We start from the raw sequence: 25,968 nt of genomic DNA on the forward strand, positions 1-25,968 counted from the left end.
GCGAAACCGGAAGTCAGCGAGCGGGATCCGAAGTACCACGAGACACGAGAAACCTTGTGGGAAGTCGGGGGGACCACCCCCCAAGGCTAAATACTACTTAGTGACCGATAGTGCATAGTACTGTGAAGGAAAGGTGAAAAGAACCCCGGGAGGGGAGTGAAAGAGAACCTGAAACCCTGTGTTTACAAGCTGTGGAACCACCATACGAGTGGAACCGCGTACTTTTTGTAGAACGGTCCGGCGAGTTACATTCATTGGCGAGGTTAAGAACTAAAGGTTCGGAGCCGAAGGGAAACCAAGTCTGAATAGGGCGTGTAATCTTTGATTACGTAGTCAATGTATGTAGACCCGAAACCGGGTGATCTACCCATGTCCAGGTTGAAGCTGCCGTAAAAGGCGGTGGAGGACCGAACACACATCCGTTGAAAAGGGTGGTGATGAGGTGTGGGTAGGGGAGAAATTCCAATCGAACCCGGAGATAGCTGGTTCTCCTCGAAATAGCTTTAGGGCTAGCCTTAATTTAGTCTGATGGAGGTAGAGCACTGAATATCCTAGGGGGCGTCAAAGCTTACCGAAGATTATCAAACTCCGAATGCCATACAGATGATGATTAGGAGTCAGACTACACGAGATAAGTTGGGTAGTCAAAAGGGAAAAAGCCCAGACCACCAGCTAAGGTCCCAAAGTGCGTGTTAAGTGGAAAAGGATGTGGGATTTCGAAAACAACTAGGATGTTGGCTTAGAAGCAGCCACACATTAAAAGAGTGCGTAATAGCTCACTAGTCGAGAGGTCCTGCGCCGAAAATGTCCGGGGCTAAAACACGACACCGAAGCTGTGGATTGCAGTTGAACTGCAGTGGTAGAGGAGCATTCTTAAGACTGATGAAGCGGTACCGTAAGGAGCCGTGGAGGGATAAGAAGAGAGAATGCCGGAATGAGTAGCGAGATGAAAGTGAGAATCTTTCAGGCCGAATATCCAAGGTTTCCAGAGTAAAGCTGATCTGCTCTGGGTAAGTCGGGACCTAAGGCGAGGTCGAAAGACGTAGTCGATGGACAACAGGTTGAAATTCCTGTACCTTATAAAAACAGAACTGTGGGGACGCAGAGACGAAGTCAGAGCCGGGAGAGGAAGACCCGGTACAAGCGAGGTACCAGTGTGGCAGGAAAATCCGTCATGCAATGGGAAGACGTGATGTGGACCGAAATTTAAAGTAGGGAAGCTGATGAAGGCACTGCCAAGAAAAGCCGCTATTGCTTTTTATAAGCCCGTACCGTAAACCGACACAGGTGGATGAGGAGAGAATCCTAAGGCCGACGGGAGAAGCATTGTTAAGGAACTCGGCAAAATAACCCCGTAACTTCGGGAGAAGGGGTGCCTGTAGAAATACAGGCCGCAGAGAATTGGCCCAAGCAACTGTTTAGCAAAAACACAGGTCTATGCAAAACCGTAAGGTGAAGTATATGGGCTGACGCCTGCCCGGTGCTGGAAGGTTAAGGGGAGATGTTAGGAGCAATCCGAAGCGTTGAACTTAAGCCCCAGTAAACGGCGGCCGTAACTATAACGGTCCTAAGGTAGCGAAATTCCTTGTCGGGTAAGTTCCGACCCGCACGAAAGGCGTAATGATTTGGGCACTGTCTCGACAATGCACCCGGTGAAATTGAAGTACCAGTGAAGATGCTGGTTACCTGCGCCAGGACGGAAAGACCCCATGGAGCTTTACTCTAGCTTGATACTGGGATTCGGTATTGCATGCACAGGATAGGTGGGAGGCTATGAAGCGGTAACTCCGGTTGCCGTGGAGCCGATGTTGGGATACCACCCTTGCAGTATTGGGTTTCTAACATGCAGCCATGAACTGGCTGGTGGACAATGTCAGGTGGGGAGTTTGACTGGGGCGGTCGCCTCCGAAAGGGTATCGGAGGCGCTCAAAGGTCCTCTCAGGATGGACGGAAACCATCCGAAGAGTGCAAAGGCATAAGAGGGCTTGACTGCGACACCGACGGGTGGAGCAGGTACGAAAGTAGGACTTAGTGATCCGGTGGTATAAAGTGGGATTGCCATCGCTCAACGGATAAAAGCTACCCTGGGGATAACAGGCTTATCACTCCCAAGAGTTCACATCGACGGAGTGGTTTGGCACCTCGATGTCGGCTCATCGCATCCTGGGGCTGTATTAGGTCCCAAGGGTTGGGCTGTTCGCCCATTAAAGCGGTACGCGAGCTGGGTTCAGAACGTCGTGAGACAGTTCGGTCCCTATCCGGCGCGGGCGTAGGATATTTGAGAGGAGCTGACCTTAGTACGAGAGGACCGGGTTGGACTGACCTCTGGTGTATCGGTTGCACTGCCAAGTGCACGGCCGAGTAGCCAAGTCGGGAAGGGATAAACGCTGAAGGCATCTAAGCGTGAAGCCCCCCTCAAGATGAGATATCCCATAGCGTAAGCTAGTAAGACCCCTGGAAGACTACCAGGTGGATAGGTTAGAGGTGGAAGTGCAGTAATGCATGCAGCTGACTAATACTAATAGGTCGAGGGCTTGACCTAAATAAGTGAATCATATGATATCACTTATGGTTAAAAATGTTCATAAACTTTCATAATTTCTTATTTGTTATAACTATCAAGTGTAGTTTTCCTCGATAGCTCAATGGTAGAGCACACGGCTGTTAACCGTGGGGTTGTAGGTTCGAGCCCTACTCGGGGAGTTGTATTTAGCGAAAAACTGCTAAATACGAAAAAAATAAAATAATGATTGACAAATAACAAGAATTATGTTATAATCAATGTTATGGCTCCATGGTCAAGCGGTTAAGACACCGCCCTTTCACGGCGGTAACAGGGGTTCAAATCCCCTTGGAGTCATTTTTTGTTATCATGAACGTGAGAATGTTATTTGCCGACGTGGCTCAATTGGCAGAGCAGCTGACTTGTAATCAGCAGGTTATCGGTTCGAGTCCGATCGTCGGCTTTTGGACCTTTAGCTCAGTTGGTTAGAGCAACCGGCTCATAACCGGTCGGTCCGGGGTTCAAGTCCCTGAAGGTCCATTGTGGTTCCTGTCTGGATAACAGGCATTAATCAAACAAAAGATGTTACATAGTTAATATATATGGCCTAGTGGCTCAGTTGGTTAGAGCGCCGCCCTGTCACGGCGGAGGTCGAGGGTTCGAGTCCCTTCTGGGTCGTTTCTTTAGAAATAAAGAACCAAATAAATAATTTACAGCACAAGTTTTCATGGGATCTTAGCTCAGCTGGGAGAGCATCTGCCTTACAAGCAGAGGGTCATAGGTTCGAGCCCTATAGGTCCCATAAATAATTGGTTTTCGATAACCAGTTATTGAATGCCGGCGTGGCGGAACTGGCAGACGCACAGGACTTAAAATCCTGCGGGCCTAATCGCCCGTACCGGTTCGATTCCGGTCGCCGGCATTTAGCAATTTAAATTTGTGCGTTTAGCTCAGCTGGATAGAGCGTCTGGCTACGGACCAGAAGGTCGGGGGTTCGAATCCTCTAACGCACGTATAAGGACTGTGATTTCTTTTATAAGAGATTACAGTTTTTTTTGTATTAATTAATAAAAGCTGTGCATAAAGGGGAGCATTTTAATCAAATGTTAATCTGGTGCTATTTACGACGAAAGTCCTATATGATAAAATGAGACTAATTATTATTAATAGTGGAAAACTAAAGATAACCAGCTTTTAACCGGGAACATACGGTTTATATAAGGAGGATACATGAGTAAGACGGAATTTATAGCAGAACTTAGAGCTGCTCTGGCAGGTGAGTTGCCGGAGAATGAGATAGAAAACAATATAAATTATTATGAAAGTTATATAAGAGAACAGGCATTATCGAATTCAGAGGAGCAGGTATTGGAGCTATTAGGTGATCCAAGATTAATTGCGAAAACCATAATTGAGACCTATCAGTTATCCCATGGTCCTCTATACCATAGTAAATTAAATTATACAGCCTATCAGGACGGTGATACAAAGGAATGGTCAGAAGGATCAGAAGAAGCTGAATATGATGAAGATAAGGGCAACTACCAGGCATATGGGGTTAATGGATTAAAATGGTATCATAAAGTATTACTAGTAGCGATAGCTATCTTAGTTCTGTCTGTGGTTCTGATTATTGGCGGACTTCTAATAAGACTATTCTTTTATATTGGAATACCTTTGCTGGCTATATATTTCATTTATAGGGCTATAACGAATAATCGAAATCGGTAAATAAGATAGAAAAAAGAAAGTGTCATTCTGGGAGGAGAGACACTTTCTTTTTTTGGATGAACTAACTTTCGAATTATAGGATAATAGTATAATTAGTATATATTATACTATTGTAATAGCAATAATTGTTTGGACCAATAACCTTAGCTTGCTGCATTGCAAGTCTGGCATTGTCAAGTAATCTTTTGACATTTCTTCTGTTTTCAGTGCAGGCCAATACACCGATATTAATAGTAATAGAATAGATCTCATTATTTATTAGAAAAGGTGTATTAGTGTATTTAAGAATATCTGCAACCTTTCTTTCTATAGCAGTTTCCAAATGTATTCCACTTAGTAATAAGGTATATTCATTTTCACTGATTCGGCATAACATATCCTTTGAAGTGAGATGATGCTTCATATTCATAATAACTTTCATTAAGAGTGAATGTTTATTTTCACCGCACATATTACTTGTATCCATGGTCTGAACATCGATACTCATATACAAGACAGTAAAATATGAATATATATTTTTAACTTCTTTTTTTAACCTTTTTAGAAAAAGCGTAGTTAGGGGGAGACCAGTCTCGGGATCGTGTTCAGATAAATATTTTAGATTCTGCTGCATTTCCTTTCTGCTTGTAATGTCAGTATGGGTGCCGCTCATTTTTATGACGCGGCCATTACTATTCCATACGGCTTTTCCCTGGCTCAGTATCCAGATGTATTCTTTTTCGTTTTTCTTTACTCTGTATTCGCATTTATAATAAGGTGCTTTCTCCCTGAAATACCATATGAGATTACTTAATACAGTGTCTCGGTCATCAGGATGGATATTGGTTATCCATTTATTAAAATAATCCTGAATAAGGTTACTGTTAAATCCAGAGTTCAATATGAAGTTTTTCGTGATATAAGCTAGATTTGAGGGGAAATACCATTCCCAAAAGGTAGAAAAATCATCATTCGATTGTGGTGCCTTGCCTTTTACAAACTTTACATTACACTTCATTTATGTTTATCCCCCATAAACTTATATCCTAAAAACAGCTACAGCATCCAAAAGCAGGTGGGACTTATCTTTGGCCTCTTCCGTTAACTTTATGACTTCGTTTGAACGCAGTACAACGCTGGCAGCTTCCTCAGCTATTGTAGAAGCACCTAATGCTTCTTCGCCGGAGGCACCTGCTACTTCGTTAATGGCTTTTGTCATATCCTGCAGGGAAGCTAGAAGTTCTTCTGAAGTTGCACTGAATTCTGTAACGATGTCATTCATTTCAAGAGAACGTGAGCTATATTGATCTCCGATTTCTTCTAGCTTTGCATAATCATCCATTACTTGATCGTCTAAAAAGTTCAATATTTCATTTGAACTTGAGGAAAGATTTGTGACGGATTCCAGTATTGTTAAGGTTACTTCTTGGATTTTTGCAACTGTATTCTTGGAGTCCTCCGCTAATTTACGAATTTCTTCTGCAACCACGGCAAATCCTTTACCAGCCTCTCCTGCACGAGCAGCCTCGATTGCTGCATTTAAAGCTAATAGATTGGTCTGTGAGGTGATTTCAAGAATTGAACCGGATAGGATATTAATCTGTTCAACAGCTTTCGATTTTTCGATGGCATTTCGCAGATTAAGTTTTGTTCTGTCATAAATCTCGATTGCATTATTTCTTGAGATTTTTGAGCTTTGTTGAATATCTTGTGCTGTAGTTAACATATTGGATATTGTGGTGGTACTATCCTGTGCTTTTTGTGCAATAGATTCGGAAGCTTTTTCAATTTCTGAGACAGATGAGCTCATCTCTTCTGAAGAAGCTGCTGTTTCCTCAATACTGGCAGAGAGTTCTTCTGTAGTGGAGGATATCCCTTCAATATTACTGTTCAGACTTTCCATATTAGAGTTAATATTATTTAAAATCTGGGCAACAGCATGGGATTTCTCGGATACTTCTTTTACAATACCTTTTATAGAAGTCTGCATAATATCAATGGAAGAAGCGAGAAGTCCTGTTTCATCTTTTGACTTCATCAATTTCTCTGGTATTCTTCCGGTAAAATCTCCGGAAGAAACCTTATGCAGATAGTCCGAAGCTGATTTGATAGGTTTTGAAATTCCATTTGAAATAATATAGGTGATAATAATACTTATGGCAACAAATACAACGCTTATAACTATTATAATTAATTTTATATCACGAATACTTTTTAAAACTTCCTTCTTGGGAGCGGTGATTGCCAGTGACCAATTAGTACCTTTAACTGGTGTAAACGCCATAAACTTTCTGATTCCATCATAGGTGTATTCACCGGATCCAGAATCTCCATTCATCATCTTTTTTTCCAAAACCGCCAACTGTTTAAGGGATGGGTCTTTTTTTAATTCATCCATTATATTATACATTTTATTAACTAATTCTTTATCGGTATGGGCAACCATTACACCGGAAGAATCTATCATAAATGCTGAACCACTGGTACCGTAATGAATATCATTTGTCAGAGTGCTCAATTCATTACCATCCCTTGTCGCTGTCAGAATTCCAATGACTGAGTCGCCTGATTTAATGGGTACCGCATAAGTTACGACTAAAATATTATCTGTTTTACTTATTATAGGATTTGATACATAGGTCTGACCCTTTAATGCTGCTTTAAAGTAATCTCTGTCTGCAATATTTGCAGTAGTTCCGGCAGTAGTATAAAGATTTCCTTGGGTATCGCCAATAGACATTCTAAGATATCCTGCTCTGTCAACTTCTTTTTTCAATAAGGAAAGCTTATCTTCCATAGGAAGAGTGGTAGATTGGATAGTATCAGTTTCAGCCATAACTTCCAGAGAAGTTAATCTGGAATTCACTCTTTCCTGGATCAAGTCAGATGATTTGTCAGCCAGCTGCTTTAGTGACTCTGTGATATTATCTGACATAGCGGAAGAAGCACTGATATAGGAAAGAATTCCAAGCCCCCCACAAATAGCAACTACCAGTAAACCAAAAAATAATATTAGTTTGGTTTTTATACTTCTTATGTTTTTCATTTGTATACCTCCACTTTATATTTTAAGCTCATTGAGCCTTAGAACCCAGATGTAAAATTCCAACGTGCCTATAAGGAGGGTGAATCTTTAGTAAGTAATATTTATTTAGAAATTGTATAAATATCGAAATATATACCGTTTTTCATGTAACATTATCCTTAAAATGATACATATTGAATTTTATACACCTTTAATATATCAGGGTTTAGAGAGCCATATTTTTGATATTGTTTTGAGAGTTGCAATATTGCAAAGTATCTTTTATAATAAAATGTCGAAAAAAGTACATTGATATAAAAGAAAGGATATAAATAAAATGACAGTAGAACCGATACGGAGTAAGGTAAAAATTACAAAGATGTATAATTATTTAAAGGCAAAAGATGATAAGTATGCTCTGTTATTTAAATTCGGGCTGAATACCGGACTTCGAATAAGTGACATTCTTCCTATTAAAATTAATTCTTTAATTTTACAGAATGGAACATACCGAGAATATTTGGTTGTAAAAGAAAAGAAAACATCGAAAGAGAAAAAAATAAAGATAAATGATTCTCTTAAGAAAGAATTGTCTGGTTATATAAAACAACATAATATGAAAACAGACGATTATCTATTTCCAAGTAAAAAAGGTGGCCATATTGGCAGAGTTCAAAGTTATCGTTTTTTAAAAGAGGCAGCTGATTTGATGGGAATTGAGAATTTTGGGACACATAGTTTGCGTAAGACTTGGGGATATTGGACATATAAATTATCAAAATATAATATAGGACTCATTATGGATACCTTCAATCACAGTAACCAACAGATAACATTACGTTATATTGGAATAAATCAAGACCAGAAAGATGATCTGTATACATTGGTGCAATTTTAATTGACTGAGTTGAAATTTTACAACGGTATTACATATATATACATTTTGTATATTGACTTTTTATGTTATCCATTATATAGTGAATAGGTATCAAAATAAGGATATTGTTACATAAACTAGACATTTTTGGATTTAAATTAGAAAATAATAACATAACAGGTTTAAAATAACATCATTAACTCAGTTATAATTTAATCAAGTAAAGTGAATATTTATTTTCTGAGAGTATTAGGAATAATTTGATGGTGGAGCAGACAAGAATCTTAGAATAATAAAAGTAGGTAAATGGGAATTCAAATAAAGAACATAGGAGATATTAGGGGGGCTTGTGAAGTACATTATAAGTGAATATATTGGTATAATGAAACAACCGCCAAGGGGGAGCCAAGGCGGTTGTTTCGATGAGGGGAGTATAAATAATTAATAAGGGGTTATATAGTGCGTTAGAAATCATTCGACCCCTAACACATCTATATTATAATACATAAATATCATTTATGCAAGATGCTATAAAAATAATTTGTAAGAATTTTTATAGCATTTTTAATGCCTCAAAATGACTAATATAATAGAAAAATAAGACTAAGAATTTGTATAAAAAAATTAATTGGTAATGCATATTTCATTTTAAATAGGACCATAATAACTCTGTAATCACAATAAACAATGATTTTTAGGAGGACTTTTAAAATGACAAGCAACAATTATAATGATTATTCATCAAACTCTGAAAAGAATACTACCAGCAAAAACACAACAAGCAACACAACATCTAACTCATCCAAGAATTCCAATTCTTCCAATTCTTCTAAGAATAATGCGAAGAATACAACTTCTAATTCCGCTCGTAATTCATCTAAATAATAATTTTTATAGCTTGGAAGGTTAACCAAAGATTGAGCGCAAAAAAATAAGCCTGATAAGGGCTTATTTTTTTGTGTATATATCTATAAATTGCTCTGTCTTAAGTAAATAAGATAAGAAAACACAGTTCAATACTTATTGCACAATTGCATTTTCTAAGAATATTATAATATCAAAGTGCAGGTGATAATATGACTTTTGAAACAATCCGTGCAAAAGATATTATATTTTACATAAGAAGAGCAGATACACAAATAATAGATATCAGAGAATATGCTGACTTTAGACAGGGCCATATTCCTTCAGCTATTAATATACCTTATAGTAACTTTGAAGATGGTCAGAGAAATATACCAAGAAACAAACTTTTAATTCTATATTGTGAAAGAGGTAATTTAAGCCTTTTACTTGCCAGAGATTTAAGTAATGAGGGGTTCATGGTTAAGAACATCTATGGTGGGCTTAATGCTTACAGAGGGCCTCTGGAATATTAGAAATATAGTTCATGGCAGTTAATCCCGGTTCTTTATTGCATTGGTAAAATCCATATGTTATAATCAATGGACAGTTTAATTTGCCATAGATGAAAGGATAAGAGAGTACAGTAAGATGAGCCAGTATGAATTTATAGCACCATGCCACTTTGGATTAGAAAGTGTCCTGAAAAAAGAAGTTTTAGATTTGGGTTATGAGATTAAACAAGTGGAAGATGGTAAAGTTATCTTTGCAGGAGATGAGACGGCTTTTGCCAGAGCCAATATATTCTTACGCACGACAGAACGTATACTCCTTAAAGTAGGCAAATTCAAAGCAGAAAGTTTTGATGAATTGTTTGAAAAGACAAAAGCACTTCCCTGGGAAAATTATATACCGAGGGACGGAAAGTTTTGGGTGGCAAAAGCTACCTCTATTAAGAGTAAAGTATTCAGCCCTTCTGACATTCAGTCTATTATGAAAAAGGCGATTGTTGAAAGGCTTAAGCAGGTTTATAAGATAGAATGGTTCCCGGAAGACGGAGAGCAGTTTCCAATCCGCGTAACCTTTATGAAAGATGAAATAACCATTGGAATTGATACCTCAGGAGAGTCTCTTCATAAGAGAGGATACCGTAAATTAGCAAGTAAGGCTCCAATTACAGAAACTCTTGCGGCAGCTCTTATTATGCTGACTCCCTGGAAGGAAGACAGAATATTAATAGATCCTTTTTGCGGCAGTGGTACGATACCAATTGAAGCTGCCATGATAGGAGCTAATATAGCGCCTGGAATGAACCGTTCCTTCCTGGCTGAAAATTGGGCGCTGGCACCGAAACAGGTGTGGTATAAAGCCATTGAAGAGGCAAATGATGTGAGGAAAAAGGATGTCCAGATGACGATACAAGGATTTGATATCGACGGGGATATTATTAAGGCTGCAAGACAAAATGCTATATTGGCAGACGTCGATGGCTATATCCATTTTCAGCAAAAGCCTTTGAGTGAATTAAGTCATAGTAAAAAGTATGGCTTCATTATTACAAACCCACCTTACGGTGAAAGGCTAGAGGATCAGGAGACCCTTCCTGGACTTTATAAGGAGATTGGAAGAGTATATTCAAAACTGGATGCCTGGTCTATGTTTTTAATAACCAGTTATGAGGATGCAGTAAAGTATATAGGAAGAAAAGAAGATAAAAACCGTAAAATATACAATGGAATGCTTAAGACCTATTTCTATCAATTCATGGGTCCCCGCCCTCCCAAAAAGGATTCTACGGCTGCAAATCAAGAAGTAAAGTAAATGAAACAGTAAAGTAAATGAAGCAGTGAACTAAAGTTTGAAGCAGTGAAGTAAAATATAAAGTAGTGAAGTAAATATATATAGAAAAGAAATACCTAAATTAATATCTTATACTGAGGCTGTTGTCATGCTAATAAATAATTAGTTTGATAACAGCTTCTTTTATAATAAAAAAAGTAGGTATTGACGTTGACCTTAGGTAAAGACGTATAATATTTCTAGATGAATTCATTAATAAGCTAGCTTTATAATTGTTAGAAATAATACTATTATTCTGATAAAACTATCTAAATATCAGGAAAGGAAAATGCAATGGAAGACTTAATAAGCATCTCAGAGGTCTGTAAGAGATATCAGATTACTTCAAGAACTCTTCGGTTTTACGAAAAGGAAGGGCTGATAAATAGCCACCGGGAAAGAGAAACTCTACCTAGAAAATATGCTCCCGAAGAAGTGGAGAAGCTTCGTAAAATATTGATTATGCGCTCTCTTAACCTTTCTATTAAGGATATTAAGGAACTCTTTCTAAGTGACCAGGATATTTCTGTAGCAATTCGTTCTAAAATTGTGGTAATCAGAACAGAGCTGGATAATAAAGAAAGGCAGCTTCGTAATCTGGAGCGGGCGGTTACACTCTTGACGGAAAAGCAGGATATCTTTCAGGAACAGGATATTCCGGAAATGGAAAGCCGGCAATTAGACATAGCTGTCAGAGCAACTGAACTGCTGCTTGATAAGCAATATGATGAATTTACTGAGTTATTTCCGGAAAGTTCCAGAAAATACCTTACTGCTGGATTTTTGGATGCCTTCAATGAGGACATGAAATTAATAAACGGAGAATTATATAAAATAAAGGAATGTTTCCAGGTAGATGATTCAATTCATGTATACATCCAGGGGACAGAAAACACTTTACTGATAAAGTATATATTTCATGATGCCTTTATTTCAGCATTTACTTTTCATACTTTAATGTTTGACTGCAGAATGTAGTAGCTTATTAAATGAAGAAAGGACTGTTCCTGAACAAGGACAGTGGAGGAAGAAGCAGTGGGTTCTTATAAGAAACAATTTTATGTAAAAAACAGGCTGAATTTCATTCTTACCATATTGACCTGTGTATTTGCTACCGCTCTTAATATTGCTACCGCTTTTATATTAAAACTTTTGATGGATGTGACAACAGGTGATTCCCTAAAAGACTTAGAGAAGATAATCATCTGCAGTATTCTTTATATAGCAGTGGCTGTTTTGGTATTGCTTCTGAAACGTCATTATTATAATAACTATATGAAACATGCTATGGTAAGGTTTAAGAATTATGCGTTCTCAAAGCTTCTGGGAAAAAGCATTAACTCTTTTGACAGACAGGTAACAGGAAAATACATATCAATTTTTACTAACGATATGGCTTCTATTGAAACAAATTATGTAGAAGCAAATCTAAAAATAACAACACAGATTCTAAGTTTTCTTGGCGGGCTTGCAGCCATGGCATACCTGAACTGGTTATTGATGCTTTGTGTTCTTGTAATCAGTATGCTTCCAATCCTGGTTTCATTGGTATTCGGTAAATCTATGGAAGAAAAAGTTCGCATTGCGTCTGCTAGAAATGAAGGATTTGTTTCCATGGTGAAAGACATACTGACGGGTTTTTCCGTTGTAAAAAGCTTTCGGGCAGAAAAAGAAATCTTAGGCCTTTATAAAGAACAGAATATAGAAGTAGAGACTGCTAAGAATAATAAGCGCAGAACGTCCGATTTTATTAATATATTATCGTCCTCCTCTTCCATGGTTGTGGAATTTACAACTTTTGGCCTGGGAGCTTATCTTGCAATTAAACATATTATAACTGCGGGTACGGTAATTGCCTTTATACAGCTGTTAAATTACGTGCTTGGTCCGGTGGGGACCCTGGGACCGCTCTTTACTGAAAGGAAAGCAGCAAAGAGTTTGATTGACAAGATTGAAAATGCAACAGATACAATTGAGGGTGAAGGAGCTGCCGATGAAAAAGAAAGCTTCGAGAATTCTATCTCTTTTCAGAATGTGACCTTTAGTTATGAAAAGGAACAGAAGGTTTTAAATTCTATTAATCTGACCATTGATAAAGGAGAAAGCTGCGTAATAGTTGGCGCCAGCGGAAGCGGTAAATCCACATTGGTTAATTTACTGCTGGGATATCATAATGATTACGAAGGAGAGATCTGTATTGATGGAAAGAACCTTAAATGCCTTGCGAATAGCTCCCTTTATAATCTCTTCTCTGTAATTCAGCAGAATGTATTTATCTTTGACGGTACAATAAAGGATAATATAACGATGTATAAATTCTTTGAACCGACAGCCGTAGCTGAAGTTATAGAGAAGTCTGGGCTTGAGAAATTAATAATGGAAAAAGGCGAAGATTACAAATGCGGTGAAAATGGCAGCTTCTTATCCGGCGGTGAAAAACAGCGTATATCCATTGCCAGAAGCCTGCTTCGCAAAACCCCTATTCTAATTATGGATGAGGCTACATCAGCTTTGGATCTGAAAACTGCCTGGCTGGTAGAAGAGGAAATCTCAAGATTAAAAGACCTGACACGTATTGTTATATCACACAGAATGGATGAAGGTAACCTTAGACTATATGATAAGATTATTGCTTTAAATAATGGACAGATTACAGAAATTGGAGACTTCGACCAGCTAATGGAGAAAAAAGGTTATTTTTACTCCCTGTTTCAGGTAGCAAAATCAGCTTAAACGAAGTTATTTGAATCTGGTACTAATTATCCAGAAGAGTTAAATTACATAAAACCCGGTATCTATAAGGACAAAGGAATACAGGAAATATGTAGGATTATTTTGTATATTGTAGAATAATAGGATGCATAGTATAATCTTCCTAACAGGGGGATTATACTATGGGAGAGAAAGCGCTTAAGAATTTAGCGGTTTTTACGTTTGTTCTGATGTTGTCTGTGCTGATGCTTTCAATGGTTATAACAGATAGCTTGGAGGGGAGAGGAAAAGCTTCTGCATCGGAGGAAGCCTGGACAACAAATTACGAACATAATAATAAGAGTAAGGGCTACTTATCCACTGCCAATGAATTAAAAGAGAGTTTGGGAGAAAAATATATTGTAATTGAAAATACGGGAAATACTGCATCTGATAGCCTAACTGAGGATTATATGAACAGAAAGATTACGCTGTCCATAAAAGGATTAAAGGATGAGAGTCTTACGGAGAAAGGAATTGTAAGAATAAACCAGGATATGTCCTATCAGGGGATTCCGGGGTTAAAGGAAGCAGCAGATGGTGAATATCTAATACCCGAGAGTTTATCTGCAAACGGAGAGGTTTCCGTCTATGGAGCAGTTCCGGAGTCACTGAAAACGGATCCGGTAAATAACTTAACGATTACTTATAAGAAAGTTTCAGACAAGGAATATGAAGCAGATATCTGCTTTACTCTGGATCATGTCTACGCACCGGTTTTGCAGCAGGAAGATGGAAATATCTATATTGCCTTAAAGGAACCGGCTAGTGTTTATGATAACATAGTGGTTCTTGATGCAGGGCATGGCGGAAAAGATCCGGGTGCTAAAACAGCTGATAACTCTTCCTATGAAAAAAGCATTAATCTAAAAATACTTCTGGAATTAAAAGAGTTACTTGACCGTGAGAATATTAAGGTATATTATACCAGAACAGGGGATGATACCGTATTCTTAAATCCAAGAGTGAATCTCGCTAATGATGTAAAGGCTGATTTGTTTTTAAGTATACATTGTAATTCCAGTGAATCCTCTATACCAAGAGGTGTTGAGGTATTATATAAAAGTGAAGGGCAGCAGGGGGAATTCACTTCTGAAAAACTTGCTCGTATTGCCTTGGATCAGTTGAAGGGAATAACCGGATATGTAAACAGAGGCCTGGTAACCGGAGATGAGATACTGATAATACACAAATCTCAGGTGCCTGTAGCATTAATCGAGACTGGTTTTGTCTCAAATGCAGAAGAGCTTGGTTTCTTAAAATCCAAGGAGAAAGAGAAAGAAATTGCGGAAGCTGTTGTACAGGTAATTAAAAAGGCCCTCGGAGAAATCAATAAAGTAAAAACTACAAACTGACAGAATATATTTACGAAAGGTGTTATGTGGAAATTAAGAAACAATTTCCACACTCTATTTAGGCAGTTTCGTAAGTAGAACTTACGAAATGCATACGGAGATTAAGTTGAAAAACAAAAAGACTGTTTTTCAACTACAGATTCAGGAATATTCAATCTTTGATTGAATATTCACGAAAGGAGAAAAATGAACAGAATAATATTTGCTACGGGCAATGAAGGTAAAATGAAAGAAATCAGAATGATATTAGCAGATTTGGATTACCAGGTACTATCCATGAAAGAGGCAGGAATAGACATTGATATCGTGGAAGACGGTACGACTTTTGAAGAAAATGCAATTATAAAAGCCAGAACGATAATGGAAATGACAGGAGAAATTGCCCTGGCAGACGATTCTGGACTTGAAGTTGATGCTATGGATAAAGCACCGGGGGTATATTCCGCCAGATTTATGGGTGAGAATACTTCCTATGATATAAAAAATAAGTATATACTGGATCAGGTAAAGGGACTTCCTTTAGAAAAGAGAAGTGCAAGATTCGTATGTGTAATTGCTTGTGCTTTTCCGGACGGAAGGATCTTTACTACGAAAGGCATTTTTGAAGGCTTTATTGGTGAAGACATTGCCGGTGAAAATGGATTTGGTTATGATCCTATATTCTGGCTGCCGGAGTTTGGCTGTACTTCAGCGGAATTATCACCGGAGGACAAAAATGTGGTAAGTCATCGAGGCAAGGCACTTAACAGTATGAAAGAGAAATTAAAAGAATTGTTGTAAAAATACATTAGAAAGGCAATGTGGAAAAACAAAATAACTTTATGAAGATACTGATTGTAAGCGATTCTCACGGAAGGGTTACTAATCTTGAGAAAGTAATTCAAAAAGTAAGTCCTATTGACCTGATGCTTCATTTGGGGGACTTTGAAAGCGGCGAGGATTATATCGAAGCATTGGCAGATTGTCCTGTTGAATTTATTGCCGGAAACAATGATTTTTTCGCAGATGTACCAAGGGATAAAACCATTGTACTTGGAAAGTATACGATTTTTATGACTCATGGGCACCGTTATGGTGTCAACTTTGGTACGGGCAGGATAAAGGAGGCAGCTTCCCAACTGGGGGCGGATATTGTATTATATGGGCATACCCATAAACCGGTGATAGACCTTAGCTCCGGAGTATGGGCGGTAAATCCGGGTAGTATAAGTCAGCCAAGGCAGGAGAATGGTAAACCTTCCTATATCATAATGGAAATCGATGATAAGGGTATCGCACATTTTACCCTCAATTATCTCTCGTAGAATTTGTTGATAATAAGGAAAGAATAATTTTCACATATGTTTTAATAAGGCATAATTCTCAGTCTAAACAAGAGTATTTTGTTGAATGGCATAACTGTGAGAATGAATTAAAATAAGATACAATAAGGCCCAAAATCTGCCAAGACAAGGCATTGTAGAAAAATTTGAAAAAGTTTAAAAAGTTGTTGACAATTGAAAGGCTCTATTATATAATAATTCTTGCGTCACGAGAGCCGCATAAAATAAGGCCAAAACGGGGTGTGGCTCAGCTTGGCTAGAGTGCTTGATTTGGGATCAAGAGGTCGCAGGTTCAAATCCTGTCACCCCGATTTTAAAAGTGACAAAAGATAAAATTTCATATGCGGGTGTAGTTCAATGGTAGAACACTAGCCTTCCAAGCTAGATACGTGGGTTCGATTCCCATCACCCGCTTGGTGTACATTTGTACATCGTTTGTGTGCTAGTAGCTCAGTTGGATAGAGCAATGGCCTTCTAAGCCATGTGTCGGGGGTTCGAATCCCTTCTGGCACATTTTATCTTGTCTAGGTATATGCACAACAGTGTAACAAGACAGCGATGTTGTGTTTACAATATGGACAAGATAAGGTGTTATTGTTTGTGGTGGGTATAGCGCAGTTGGTTAGCGCGCCAGATTGTGGCTCTGGAGGCCAAGGGTTCGAATCCCTTTATCCACCTTGGTAATAGTACCATTGGGCTGTCGCCAAGCGGTAAGGCACAGGACTTTGACTCCTGCAGTCGCTGGTTCAAATCCAGCCAGCCCAGTCAGCCATTCTTAGCTGAAATGAGGGCACCTGCCGCAGGTGATAAAAAACAGTTGGGATATTAGCTCAGTCGGTAGAGCACTTGACTTTTAATCAAGGTGTCCCGGGTTCGAATCCCGGATGTCTCATTGGTAATAAAAATTAAGCGGATGTGGCGGAATTGGCAGACGCGCTAGACTTAGGATCTAGTGGGATACCGTGCAGGTTCAAGTCCTGTCATCCGCATTAAAAGAAATATTAAAATAGCCAAAAACATAATTGTTTTTGGCTATTTTAGTCTCAACATTTATGTATTATTAAGTTTCATCAGTTGGACTTTCGGCTCTTTGTCAATGATGGGGGTGGGATTCATTTGAATCCCACTCCATCACTGAGTTTAGAGCTATTTTAATGTACTGGTCTATAATCCATGTTTTAGGGCATGAGAAATAAACCTCCTGCCGTCTTCTTTTTATTTAGATAGAACTATGTATAATCCTTGTACGGAACCTCTCGAAATTCTTCATGCCAAAAGATACCCTTTTTAATACTTTTATCTTGTTATTATACCCTTCTGTAGGTCCGTTGGTATATTTGTACTTAAAGGCATTCAAAATACCTTGTGACCAATTCCGATAAGTCTTCGCACAGGCTTCAAATTCGGGAATACCTGATTTTTCAGCTGTCTTCACCCATTCCCAGAATCCTTCCCGTTGATACTTATACTTCTCGCTCTGGCAGATTTCATAAAACCATTCCTTAAGTCGGTGGGCAGTCCTCAGATCATCATTATAAAGTAGCATCAGATCGCAAGCCTTCTTGTTCTCCTCTTTTAGTTTATTATATCTTGTAAGTATCAGCTTCCGGCTTCTCTTGTAGTACCTGCGCAAATTCGAAGGCATCTTCTTTTGAAGGCGTTTTCTTACATTTTCAATCGCCCAAGTAACATATCGAATGAAGTGATATTTGTCAATTATAATAGTTGCATTAGGAAAATAGGCTTTCGCCAAGTCTACATACGGTTCCCACATATCACAGATAAAGAACTTCACTCGATACCTTTGGGTGCGGTTCCATGTACGGAAATAGGCGGATAAATGCTTCTGAGTTCTGTCAGGTAGAATATCAAGAATACGATGTTTCTTTGCATCTACCAGAATACACTGGAACTTTCCAGCATCCGTATTACCTTTAAACTCATCAATTGAGATGCACTCAGGAACAGAAGGGGAGGAGTAGTTGATGGTATCCAATAACCGGGAAACGGTACTAACGGAAACATTCGTATCAACAGCAACGGACTTCATGCTGCGTAGATTCCTGAGTAGGTCGATGATTTTATAAGACAATCTAAGGGTACGCCTTTTGTAAGGAGCGAGAAAAGTATATTTCTCGAGGAACCTTTTCCCGCAACTACAGGAATAACGTCTCTTTCTCAACACCAAATAAGTGTGCTTAAGCTGAAATGGGAGGTCCTTAATTGTCTGAGAGCGGTAATCATGAATGCGTTTTGTCTGTTTGCCACAATGAGGACAGATCTGTGTCGATGGCTTTGTTTCGATATAAATACGGACAAAAGAGTCAGCTTGAATTACATTTTTAATTAAAATATCTTCTAATCCTAAAAGTTTTCTGGTACAATTAGAATGCATTGAGAGATCCTCCTTTGAAAGTGGTTGTTTGGTAGACGGCATTTTCGAGGGAGGTTTCTTTTATTATAAAACATAAAAATAAAAGTTGGAATGTGTTTTATTTACACACCCCAACATTTATTATAGAACCGGACTTTCAAGGATGTTTTTTTCCTGTCTTTTATCTGATTTTTTCTCTGAGAATTTCTTTTCTACCTTTTTTTCTGAGAATTTCTTTTCAGCCTTTTTTTCTAACGATTTCTTTTCAGTCTTTTTCTCTGGCAATTTCTTTTCGGTCTTTTTCTCTGAGGATTTCTTTTCAGCCTTTTTCTCTAAAGTTTTCTTTTCAGCCTTTTTCTCTGAGGATTTCTTTCCAGTCTCTTTCTCTGAGGATTTTATTTCGGCCTTTTTCTCTGAAAGCTCCTTTTCAGTACTTTCCTCTGAAAGCTTCTTCTCCATCCTTTTCTCTGAGATCTTTTTCTCCGCTTTTTTCTCTAACAGCTTTTTTTCCGCTTTTATTTCTGAAGTTTTCTTCTCAGCTTTTTTCTCCTGCCTTCTTTTCTCGGCTTTTGTCACTGCTAATAAGCTTTCGGCCTCATCCTCATGTAATATAGATTTCTTTGATGAAAACTTTTTTGTCTTCTCGGTAGTTTCCGGTGAAGGAGGGGTCTTCTTGCGTTTCCCGGTATCTCTGGCAACGGCAATATAAAACATTTGAATGCGAAGTTTATTTTCATCATATATATCCATGCTCTTGTACAAATCTTTATAATAATCAAAGAGTATACCTTTTGTGCGTATCGTCTGGCGAAGATTGACCTGGGTCGCTACAAGGCTGCCTTTGGTTTTAACATAGTAATAAACCGGAGTTTTAATCACATAGACATCTTTAACATATTGCAGGTATTCAAGATTAAAGAGGAAATCTTCGCACCAGTTTAAATCCCTGTTGCATTTTAGCTTATGAGACTTAATGATGTCAGTCCGGAAAAATTTATTCCACATAACCCCATAATAAAAATTGGCTGGTGCTTTCATCATAAATTCTGCAAATTGTCTTCGGCTTACAAGACCTTCTTCCGGTATATGGCCCTTAATATATATTTTGTGGTTTACCACCCGGTGATAGTCTGTTATGACCATATCACAATTATAGGTTTCAGCAGTACTAACAAATGTCTGTGTAGCATCCTTGGTAATCCAGTCATCACTATCTACAAATTGCAGATATTTACCCCGGGCATTCTTTATTCCAAGATTGCGGCTGTCACTTACACCTGAATTCCCCTTATTGAGTATATGAAAGCGTGGATCACTGTCTCGGAATTTCTTAAGAACCTTCATACTGTGATCTTTGCTCCCATCATTTACAACGAGCACTTCTATATTCTTGTAGGTCTGATTGCGGATACTGGTTAGACAGCGTTCAATTGTTTGTTCTCCGTTATATAATGGTACAATAATACTGACCAGCGGTTCCCCCATAATAATTACCCTTTCTCATAAAATATTTAAATAGCTGAGATAATAGAAATATCTGTTAATTTCCAGGATGATTTCATTATAACATTTCTTTCTATACATTTCTATCGGTATTCCATTGGAGTTTAAAGTAGTACAGGAAGAAAGATTTTTAACAAGAAATAACAGTAAGAAAAATCTTCATTAGGAACATATTTACAGTACAAATAAGCTGTCAATATAAGTGCCATAAATGCCTCTTATAAATAAGCATAAGCATGAATAAAAATTAAAAATATTTTGCGAAAAGCAGTAAAAACAGCGTGTTTTCCATTGCATGAGAAGATATTTTGTGATAGACTGACACAAATGACAGTGCAAAGGAGGTAACTCTCTTGAAACCTTACAAAGAGATGTCCAGAGAAGAATTACTGGAGTTAAGAGACAATTTAAAGAAACAGTATAAAGCAATGAGAGGACTTAATTTAAGTCTTGATATGTCAAGAGGCAAGCCTTGCATAGAGCAGTTAGATATTTCCATGGATTTGATGGATATTTTAAATAGTTCCTCCGACCTTACCTGTGATGACGGGATGGATTGCCGTAATTACGGAATTCTTGATGGTCTTCCTGAGGCAAAAAAACTTATTGGTGATATGATAGAGGTTCCGGCTGAGAATCTGATTATATATGGTAACTCCAGTTTAAATATTATGTATGATGCTATTTCCAGATCCATGACTCATGGTGTTATGGGCAGCACCCCCTGGTGCAAGCTGGAAAAAGTGAAGTTCTTATGTCCCGTGCCTGGTTATGACAGGCATTTTGCAATTACGGAATACTTTGGAATAGAGATGATTAATATACCCATGACGGCTGAAGGTCCGGATATGGATCTGGTGGAGAAGTATGTGTCTGAGGATGAGGCAGTAAAGGGTATCTGGTGTGTGCCAAAGTACTCTAATCCACAGGGGATTACTTATTCTGACAGTGTGGTGAAGCGATTTGCCAGGCTAAAGCCTGCTGCGAAGGATTTTCGCATTTACTGGGATAACGCCTATAGCATGCATCATTTATACGAGGATGAGCAGGACAATATCTTAGAAATCTTAGAGGAATGCAAAAAAGCCGGTAATCCGGATATAGTATATAAATTTTCCTCTACTTCAAAGATAAGCTTCCCAGGTTCCGGTGTTGCTGCCATAGCAACCTCACCCAACAATCTGGTAGATATTAAGAAACAATTAGGAATTCAGACCATTGGCCATGATAAAGTAAACCAATTGCGCCATGTCAGATACTATAAAGATATTAATGGTATTATCAGCCATATGAAGAAACACGCGGATATTTTAAGACCAAAATTCGAAGCAGTGCTGAACATTTTGGAAACAGAGCTTAACGGGCTTGAGATAGGTACATGGTATAAACCCAAGGGTGGATATTTCATTTCCTTTGACACAATAGATGGTTGTGCGAAAGCAGTAGTAGAGAGGGCTCAAAAGGCAGGAGTAAAGTTAACTTCTGCAGGGGCGACTTATCCATATGGAAAGGACCCCCATGACAGTAATATACGTATTGCACCTTCTTTTCCTCCGGATAAGGATCTAAAGACTGCCATGGAGCTGTTTACACTATGTGTTAAGCTTGTTAGTGCCGATAAATACCTGGCTATGCTCGAGGAAAGAGCATAGAATACTCCTTCAGATTATGGTTCAACAATATCCCAAAGGAGGGAGTTGTATGTATTTCTAATACATTCAACTCTCTTCTTTATGGGAATACAGGATTTACCTTTCTTCTGATACATATGCTTCTGGCATCATGTTATAAATTTTGTTGTGTGAATAAAAATCATGCAACGGACAAGTTCCCTAAATATTGTTCTATAGGACAAGCGTTGAAATCAAGCCTATGGACACTACAAATTTCTCAGGAGGATTTTTTTATGAAAAAAGTGGTTACATTATTGCTGGTAATGGCAATGGTAGTCGGAATGATGACTGGATGCGGTAAAGCTGACAAAAGCTCCGGATCTTCATCAGAGACAGCAAAGGGTATTGATAAGTCTAAAATCAAAGTAGGTATTATCTACATTGGTGATGAGAATGAAGGCTATACAGCAGCTCATATGGCTGGTATTAAGGCTATGATAGAAAATCTTGGTTTATCAAAGGACCAGGTTATAGAGAAAACGAATATCGGTGAAGATGAAGCTTGTTATGACGCTGCAGTGGATCTGGCAGATCAGGGCTGCAACATCATATTTGCCAACAGCTTTGGACACGAGACATACTTAATGCAGGCAGCAGCTGATTACCCGAATGTTCAGTTCTGTCATGCTACCGGTTATCAGGCTAAGTCCTCAAAACTTGCAAATATGCATAACTACTTTACAGCAGTTTATGAATCCCGTTATGTATCCGGTGTGGTAGCAGGCCTTAAGTTACAGGACATGATTAAAAACGGAACCATTACAGAAGACCAGGCTAAGATGGGCTATGTCGGCGCTTATCCTTATGCAGAAGTAGTATCCGGTTATACCGCTTTTTACCTTGGCGCTAAGAGTGTTGTTCCTTCCGTTACAATGGAAGTAAAATATACCAACAGCTGGGGTGATATGGCAACTGAAAATGAAGTTGCAAAACAGCTGATTGCTGATAACTGTGTATTAATCAGCCAGCATGCTGATACCACCGGTGCTCCGACTGCCTGTGAAGAAGCAAAAGTTCCTTGCGTTGGTTACAATGTTGATATGACTTCTGTTGCTCCTAATACCGCATTAACCTCTGCCACTATTAACTGGGCACCTTATTATACTTATGCAGTGAAGTCAATAATTGACGGAACAGCAATTACAACTGATTGGAGTCAGGGCTATGCAGACGGAGCAGTTGGTATCTCTCCTTTGAATGACAAGGTAGTTGCTCCCGGAACTGCTGATGAAGTTGCTAAGGTAGAAGCATCCTTAAAAGATGGTTCCCTTAAGGTATTTGATACCAGTAAGTTCACTGTGAAAGGTTCCAAGATCGAGGACTTAATCAAAGACAGCGCTGATTTCTCTAAGTATTCCGCATATGTTTCCGATGGATATTTTCATGAGTCAGAAGTTATCTCCGCACCTGCTTTTGATTTAAGAATTGATGGAATTACCGAATTGACAAAATAATTTATTTATTTGGTAAATAGTACAGGGCTTAGCATACAGCCCTATTTAGCGGGACTGCTTTTTTTGCAGTTCCGCAAATTTATTGTGTAGGAGGTTTTTTTGTGGAACAGGTAAACGCCATTGAATTAAAAAATGTTACCAAACGGTTTGGCGAAGTAATTGCAAATGACAGTGTGAATCTCTCCGTTAAAAAGGGTGAAATATTGTCTATCTTAGGAGAAAACGGCAGCGGAAAAACCACGCTTATGAATATGCTTTCCGGGATTTATTTTCCCGATGAAGGCCAGATATTTATTAACGGAAAAGAAGTAACCATACGTTCTCCAAAAGATTCCTTTGCATTAGGAATCGGTATGATTCATCAGCATTTTAAACTGATTGATATCCTGACAGCTGCGGAAAATATTATATTAGGCTTACAGGGCAGTAAAACCTTAAAGATGCATCAGGTGCATGAAGAGATTAATAAGCTTACCTCCCAGTATGGCTTTGATCTGAATCCGTCACAAAAAATCTATGATATGTCTGTATCCCAGAAGCAGACTGTTGAGATTGTAAAAGTACTCTATCGTGGAGCTGATATCCTGATATTGGATGAACCTACGGCTGTGTTAACTCCCCAGGAAACAAAGAAGCTCTTTGATGTGCTTCGTAATATGAGAAAAGCTGGAAAATCTATTATTATCATTACCCATAAGTTAAATGAAGTATTGGAGCTTTCTGACCGTGTTACTGTTCTAAGAAAAGGTAAATATATCGATACAGTAAATACTTCAGAAGCAACCGCATCTTCTTTAACAGAGATGATGGTAGGAGAAAAGGTTAAGTTAGATATTGATCGTACAGAACCTTCTAACACAGAAAAACGGATTGAGATGAGAGGCATAACCTGTAGAAACAGAGAAGGACTTAAAGTCTTAAAGGAAGCTTCTTTTCAGGCGTACAGTGGTGAGATTTTAGGCATTGCCGGCATTGCCGGAAGCGGACAAAAGGAACTTTTGGAAGCAATAGCAGGACTTCAGAACATCGAGAGCGGGGAGATCTTATACTATGCACCGGATGGCAGTACCAATAAGATCTCTGATATGAAGGCTGCAGATATCAGGGATCTAAAGATCCATCTGTCCTTTGTTCCGGAGGACAGGTTAGGAATGGGATTAGTAGGTTCCATGGATCTAACGGATAATATGATGCTCAGAAGTTACAAAGATGGAAAGCATTTCTTTGTAGACCGCAAAAAACCGAAGAATCTTGCAAGCAGTATTGTGGAGAAGCTTGATGTTGTAACTCCCGGAGTGGATACCCCTGTAAGACACCTTTCAGGCGGAAATGTGCAAAAGGTATTAGTCGGCCGTGAAATTGCATCCAATCCTACGGTCCTTATGGTAGCTTATCCCGTAAGAGGACTTGATATTAATTCCTCCTATACCATTTATAATCTGCTTAATGAACAGAAGGAAAAAGGAGTTGCCGTAATCTGTGTAGGCGAGGACTTGGATGTATTGCTGGATTTGTGTGACAAAATACTTGTACTGAATGGCGGAAGAGTATCCGGTGTTGTGGATGCAAGAAAAGCAACCAAGGAAGAACTCGGACTTATGATGACATCGGATAGAAAGGGGGTACATAAACATGAGCAGAGAAGCAGCAAATAGAGATGTATTTATACAGATGACCAAAAGGGATGGCATTTCCAAGAAAAAAGCCTGGACAATCAGAGGAATTGCTATCATCCTGTCCCTGATTGTATGCGCCCTTGTTATTGTAGCAATAACCAATGACAATCCCATTCAGGTATATCTTGGAATTATAGATGGAGCAATAGGCAGAAAACGCCGGTTATGGGTTACCGTACGTGAGACCATGACCCTTCTAATCATAGCAGTAGGACTTACACCGGCCTTTAAGATGAGATTCTGGAATATCGGTGCAGAAGGACAGATTTTAATGGGCGGTGCGGCAACGGCAGCTATGATGATCTATTTTGGAGATGTTATGCCTAACTGGCTTTTGCTTTTGGTTATATTTGCAGTGAGCAGTATTGCCGGAATGCTGTGGGGACTCCTTCCTGCTGTATTCAAAGCATATTACAACACCAACGAAACGTTATTTACACTGATGCTGAATTATGTAGCGATGCAGATCGTAACCTTCTGCATTGTTTTCTGGGAGAACCCTACCGGCTCCAATACTGTTGGTATTATCAACGGTGCTACCAGACAGGGCTGGTTTGGCAATGTTTTCGGTCTGCAGTATGGTTTAAATGTTATTATCGTACTTATTATGACAGTGGCAGTGTATCTCTATATGAGACATAGTAAGCAGGGATATGAAATTGCAGTAGTCGGAGAAAGTCAGAACACAGCTATGTATGCAGGTATTAATGTTAAAAAAGTTATTATCCGTACAATGTTGATTTCCGGTGGAATCTGCGGTTTGGCAGGAAGTATTATTGTAAGCGGTGCCAGCCATACCATATCCACCAGTACGGCAGGCGGAAGAGGCTTTACAGCAATCATTGTTGCCTGGATGTCTAAGTTTAATCCCATTGCCATGCTTTTTGTATCTGCCTTCCTGGTATTTATGCAGCAGGGCTCTGTGCAGATAGCTTCCCAATATGGGTTGAATCAGAATGCATCGGATATTATAACCGGTATTCTGTTATTCTTCCTGATAGGATGTGAGTTCTTTATAAACTATAAACTGGAATTCCGTAAATTGAAAAAGGAGGCACAGTAG

The 25,968-nt window shown here is 38.7% G+C and carries 18 protein-coding genes, 15 tRNA genes and 1 rRNA gene (1 of these 34 cut by a window edge); 30 read left to right on the plus strand and 4 right to left on the minus strand.

The features are described 5' to 3' along the window. The 10 genes from bsdcttw_RS02265 to bsdcttw_RS02310 all read left to right on the plus strand — a co-directional run. Positions 1-2,542: ribosomal RNA gene (locus bsdcttw_RS02265) — 23S ribosomal RNA — on the plus strand; it begins 373 nt to the left of the window's first position. An 89-nt stretch (positions 2,543-2,631) separates the two neighbouring features. Then, a tRNA-Asn gene (locus bsdcttw_RS02270) sits at positions 2,632-2,703 on the plus strand. 85 nt (positions 2,704-2,788) lie between these two features. Beyond that, positions 2,789-2,860 (plus strand) — tRNA-Glu (locus bsdcttw_RS02275). 33 nt (positions 2,861-2,893) lie between these two features. Further along, positions 2,894-2,966 (plus strand) — tRNA-Thr (locus bsdcttw_RS02280). Between the two features lie 3 nt (positions 2,967-2,969). Beyond that, positions 2,970-3,043: transfer RNA gene (locus tag bsdcttw_RS02285), tRNA-Ile, on the plus strand. A gap of 64 nt (positions 3,044-3,107) precedes the next feature. After that, positions 3,108-3,181 (plus strand) — tRNA-Asp (locus bsdcttw_RS02290). A gap of 51 nt (positions 3,182-3,232) precedes the next feature. Further along, positions 3,233-3,305, plus strand: a tRNA-Val gene (locus bsdcttw_RS02295). A 34-nt stretch (positions 3,306-3,339) separates the two neighbouring features. After that, positions 3,340-3,425 (plus strand) — tRNA-Leu (locus bsdcttw_RS02300). 17 nt (positions 3,426-3,442) lie between these two features. Then, positions 3,443-3,516: transfer RNA gene (locus bsdcttw_RS02305), tRNA-Arg, on the plus strand. Positions 3,517-3,733: 217 nt separating this feature from the next. Beyond that, complete coding sequence (locus bsdcttw_RS02310; protein ID WP_185257828.1) at positions 3,734-4,234, plus strand: DUF1700 domain-containing protein; 501 nt, start codon at positions 3,734-3,736, stop codon at positions 4,232-4,234. 73 nt (positions 4,235-4,307) lie between these two features. On the opposite strand, the gene bsdcttw_RS02315 is transcribed toward bsdcttw_RS02310, so the two are convergent. Together bsdcttw_RS02315 and bsdcttw_RS02320 are read right to left on the minus strand one after the other, a co-directional pair. Next, positions 4,308-5,231 (minus strand): sensor domain-containing diguanylate cyclase, encoded by a 924-nt coding sequence (locus tag bsdcttw_RS02315; RefSeq protein WP_185257829.1) that lies wholly within the window; start codon positions 5,229-5,231, stop codon positions 4,308-4,310. Between the two features lie 21 nt (positions 5,232-5,252). Continuing rightward, the gene (locus bsdcttw_RS02320; protein WP_185257830.1) at positions 5,253-7,259 is read right to left on the minus strand and encodes a methyl-accepting chemotaxis protein; all 2,007 of its coding nucleotides are present in this window, start codon (positions 7,257-7,259) and stop codon (positions 5,253-5,255) included. 316 nt (positions 7,260-7,575) lie between these two features. On the opposite strand from bsdcttw_RS02320, the gene bsdcttw_RS02325 reads away from it, so the two are divergent. The 16 genes from bsdcttw_RS02325 (at position 7,576) to bsdcttw_RS02400 (ending at position 17,214) form a co-directional block, all read left to right on the plus strand. Continuing rightward, entirely contained in the window at positions 7,576-8,136 is a 561-nt protein-coding gene (locus tag bsdcttw_RS02325; protein ID WP_185257831.1) for a tyrosine-type recombinase/integrase, read from the plus strand. 690 nt (positions 8,137-8,826) lie between these two features. Next, positions 8,827-9,000 (plus strand): hypothetical protein, encoded by a 174-nt coding sequence (locus bsdcttw_RS02330; protein ID WP_185257832.1) that lies wholly within the window; start codon positions 8,827-8,829, stop codon positions 8,998-9,000. A gap of 191 nt (positions 9,001-9,191) precedes the next feature. Beyond that, positions 9,192-9,494 carry a rhodanese-like domain-containing protein gene (locus bsdcttw_RS02335; RefSeq protein ID WP_185257833.1) on the plus strand — a complete coding sequence of 101 codons (303 nt, stop codon included), beginning with the start codon at positions 9,192-9,194 and terminating at the stop codon, positions 9,492-9,494. A 115-nt stretch (positions 9,495-9,609) separates the two neighbouring features. Further along, on the plus strand, positions 9,610-10,779 hold the full coding sequence (locus bsdcttw_RS02340; protein ID WP_185257834.1) for a THUMP domain-containing class I SAM-dependent RNA methyltransferase: 1,170 nt from the start codon (positions 9,610-9,612) through the stop codon (positions 10,777-10,779). Positions 10,780-11,091: 312 nt separating this feature from the next. Continuing rightward, on the plus strand, positions 11,092-11,775 hold the full coding sequence (locus bsdcttw_RS02345) for a MerR family transcriptional regulator (protein ID WP_185257835.1): 684 nt from the start codon (positions 11,092-11,094) through the stop codon (positions 11,773-11,775). Positions 11,776-11,832: 57 nt separating this feature from the next. Next, positions 11,833-13,530, plus strand: coding sequence for an ABC transporter ATP-binding protein (locus tag bsdcttw_RS02350; RefSeq protein ID WP_207726480.1), 1,698 nt, complete (start codon positions 11,833-11,835; stop codon positions 13,528-13,530). 161 nt (positions 13,531-13,691) lie between these two features. Next, positions 13,692-14,903 (plus strand): N-acetylmuramoyl-L-alanine amidase family protein, encoded by a 1,212-nt coding sequence (locus bsdcttw_RS02355; protein ID WP_185257837.1) that lies wholly within the window; start codon positions 13,692-13,694, stop codon positions 14,901-14,903. A gap of 186 nt (positions 14,904-15,089) precedes the next feature. Beyond that, on the plus strand, positions 15,090-15,683 hold the full coding sequence (locus bsdcttw_RS02360) for an XTP/dITP diphosphatase (RefSeq protein WP_185257838.1): 594 nt from the start codon (positions 15,090-15,092) through the stop codon (positions 15,681-15,683). A gap of 41 nt (positions 15,684-15,724) precedes the next feature. After that, on the plus strand, positions 15,725-16,207 hold the full coding sequence (locus bsdcttw_RS02365) for a metallophosphoesterase (RefSeq protein WP_185257839.1): 483 nt from the start codon (positions 15,725-15,727) through the stop codon (positions 16,205-16,207). A gap of 254 nt (positions 16,208-16,461) precedes the next feature. Further along, positions 16,462-16,536, plus strand: a tRNA-Pro gene (locus bsdcttw_RS02370). 32 nt (positions 16,537-16,568) lie between these two features. Continuing rightward, positions 16,569-16,639 (plus strand) — tRNA-Gly (locus tag bsdcttw_RS02375). Positions 16,640-16,664: 25 nt separating this feature from the next. After that, positions 16,665-16,738, plus strand: a tRNA-Arg gene (locus bsdcttw_RS02380). Between the two features lie 90 nt (positions 16,739-16,828). Then, positions 16,829-16,902: transfer RNA gene (locus bsdcttw_RS02385), tRNA-His, on the plus strand. Between the two features lie 16 nt (positions 16,903-16,918). Beyond that, a tRNA-Gln gene (locus bsdcttw_RS02390) sits at positions 16,919-16,990 on the plus strand. Positions 16,991-17,044: 54 nt separating this feature from the next. Further along, a tRNA-Lys gene (locus bsdcttw_RS02395) sits at positions 17,045-17,117 on the plus strand. 17 nt (positions 17,118-17,134) lie between these two features. Next, positions 17,135-17,214: transfer RNA gene (locus bsdcttw_RS02400), tRNA-Leu, on the plus strand. Between the two features lie 230 nt (positions 17,215-17,444). On the opposite strand, the gene bsdcttw_RS02405 is transcribed toward bsdcttw_RS02400, so the two are convergent. Both bsdcttw_RS02405 and bsdcttw_RS02410 read right to left on the minus strand, forming a co-directional pair. Continuing rightward, positions 17,445-18,620: an ISL3 family transposase gene (locus bsdcttw_RS02405; protein ID WP_185255255.1), complete on the minus strand. Its 1,176-nt coding sequence runs from the start codon at positions 18,618-18,620 to the stop codon at positions 17,445-17,447. Between the two features lie 120 nt (positions 18,621-18,740). Then, positions 18,741-20,084 (minus strand): glycosyltransferase family 2 protein, encoded by a 1,344-nt coding sequence (locus bsdcttw_RS02410; RefSeq protein ID WP_185257840.1) that lies wholly within the window; start codon positions 20,082-20,084, stop codon positions 18,741-18,743. Positions 20,085-20,455: 371 nt separating this feature from the next. Here bsdcttw_RS02410 and bsdcttw_RS02415 point away from each other — a divergent pair, with 371 nt between their 5' ends. From bsdcttw_RS02415 to bsdcttw_RS02430, 4 genes are all read left to right on the plus strand, one after another. Further along, a complete protein-coding gene (locus tag bsdcttw_RS02415) occupies positions 20,456-21,754 on the plus strand; it encodes a PLP-dependent aminotransferase family protein (protein WP_185257841.1) in 1,299 nt (432 codons plus the stop codon). A 254-nt stretch (positions 21,755-22,008) separates the two neighbouring features. Further along, positions 22,009-23,229 carry a BMP family ABC transporter substrate-binding protein gene (locus bsdcttw_RS02420; RefSeq protein WP_185257842.1) on the plus strand — a complete coding sequence of 407 codons (1,221 nt, stop codon included), beginning with the start codon at positions 22,009-22,011 and terminating at the stop codon, positions 23,227-23,229. Positions 23,230-23,330: 101 nt separating this feature from the next. Further along, positions 23,331-24,884, plus strand: coding sequence for an ABC transporter ATP-binding protein (locus bsdcttw_RS02425; protein WP_185257843.1), 1,554 nt, complete (start codon positions 23,331-23,333; stop codon positions 24,882-24,884). Next, positions 24,862-25,968: an ABC transporter permease gene (locus bsdcttw_RS02430; RefSeq protein ID WP_185257844.1), complete on the plus strand. Its 1,107-nt coding sequence runs from the start codon at positions 24,862-24,864 to the stop codon at positions 25,966-25,968. The genes bsdcttw_RS02425 and bsdcttw_RS02430 overlap by 23 nt, the downstream gene beginning before the upstream one ends.

This window comes from Anaerocolumna chitinilytica (genome assembly GCF_014218355.1).
GTDB lineage: Bacteria > Bacillota > Clostridia > Lachnospirales > Lachnospiraceae > Anaerocolumna > Anaerocolumna chitinilytica.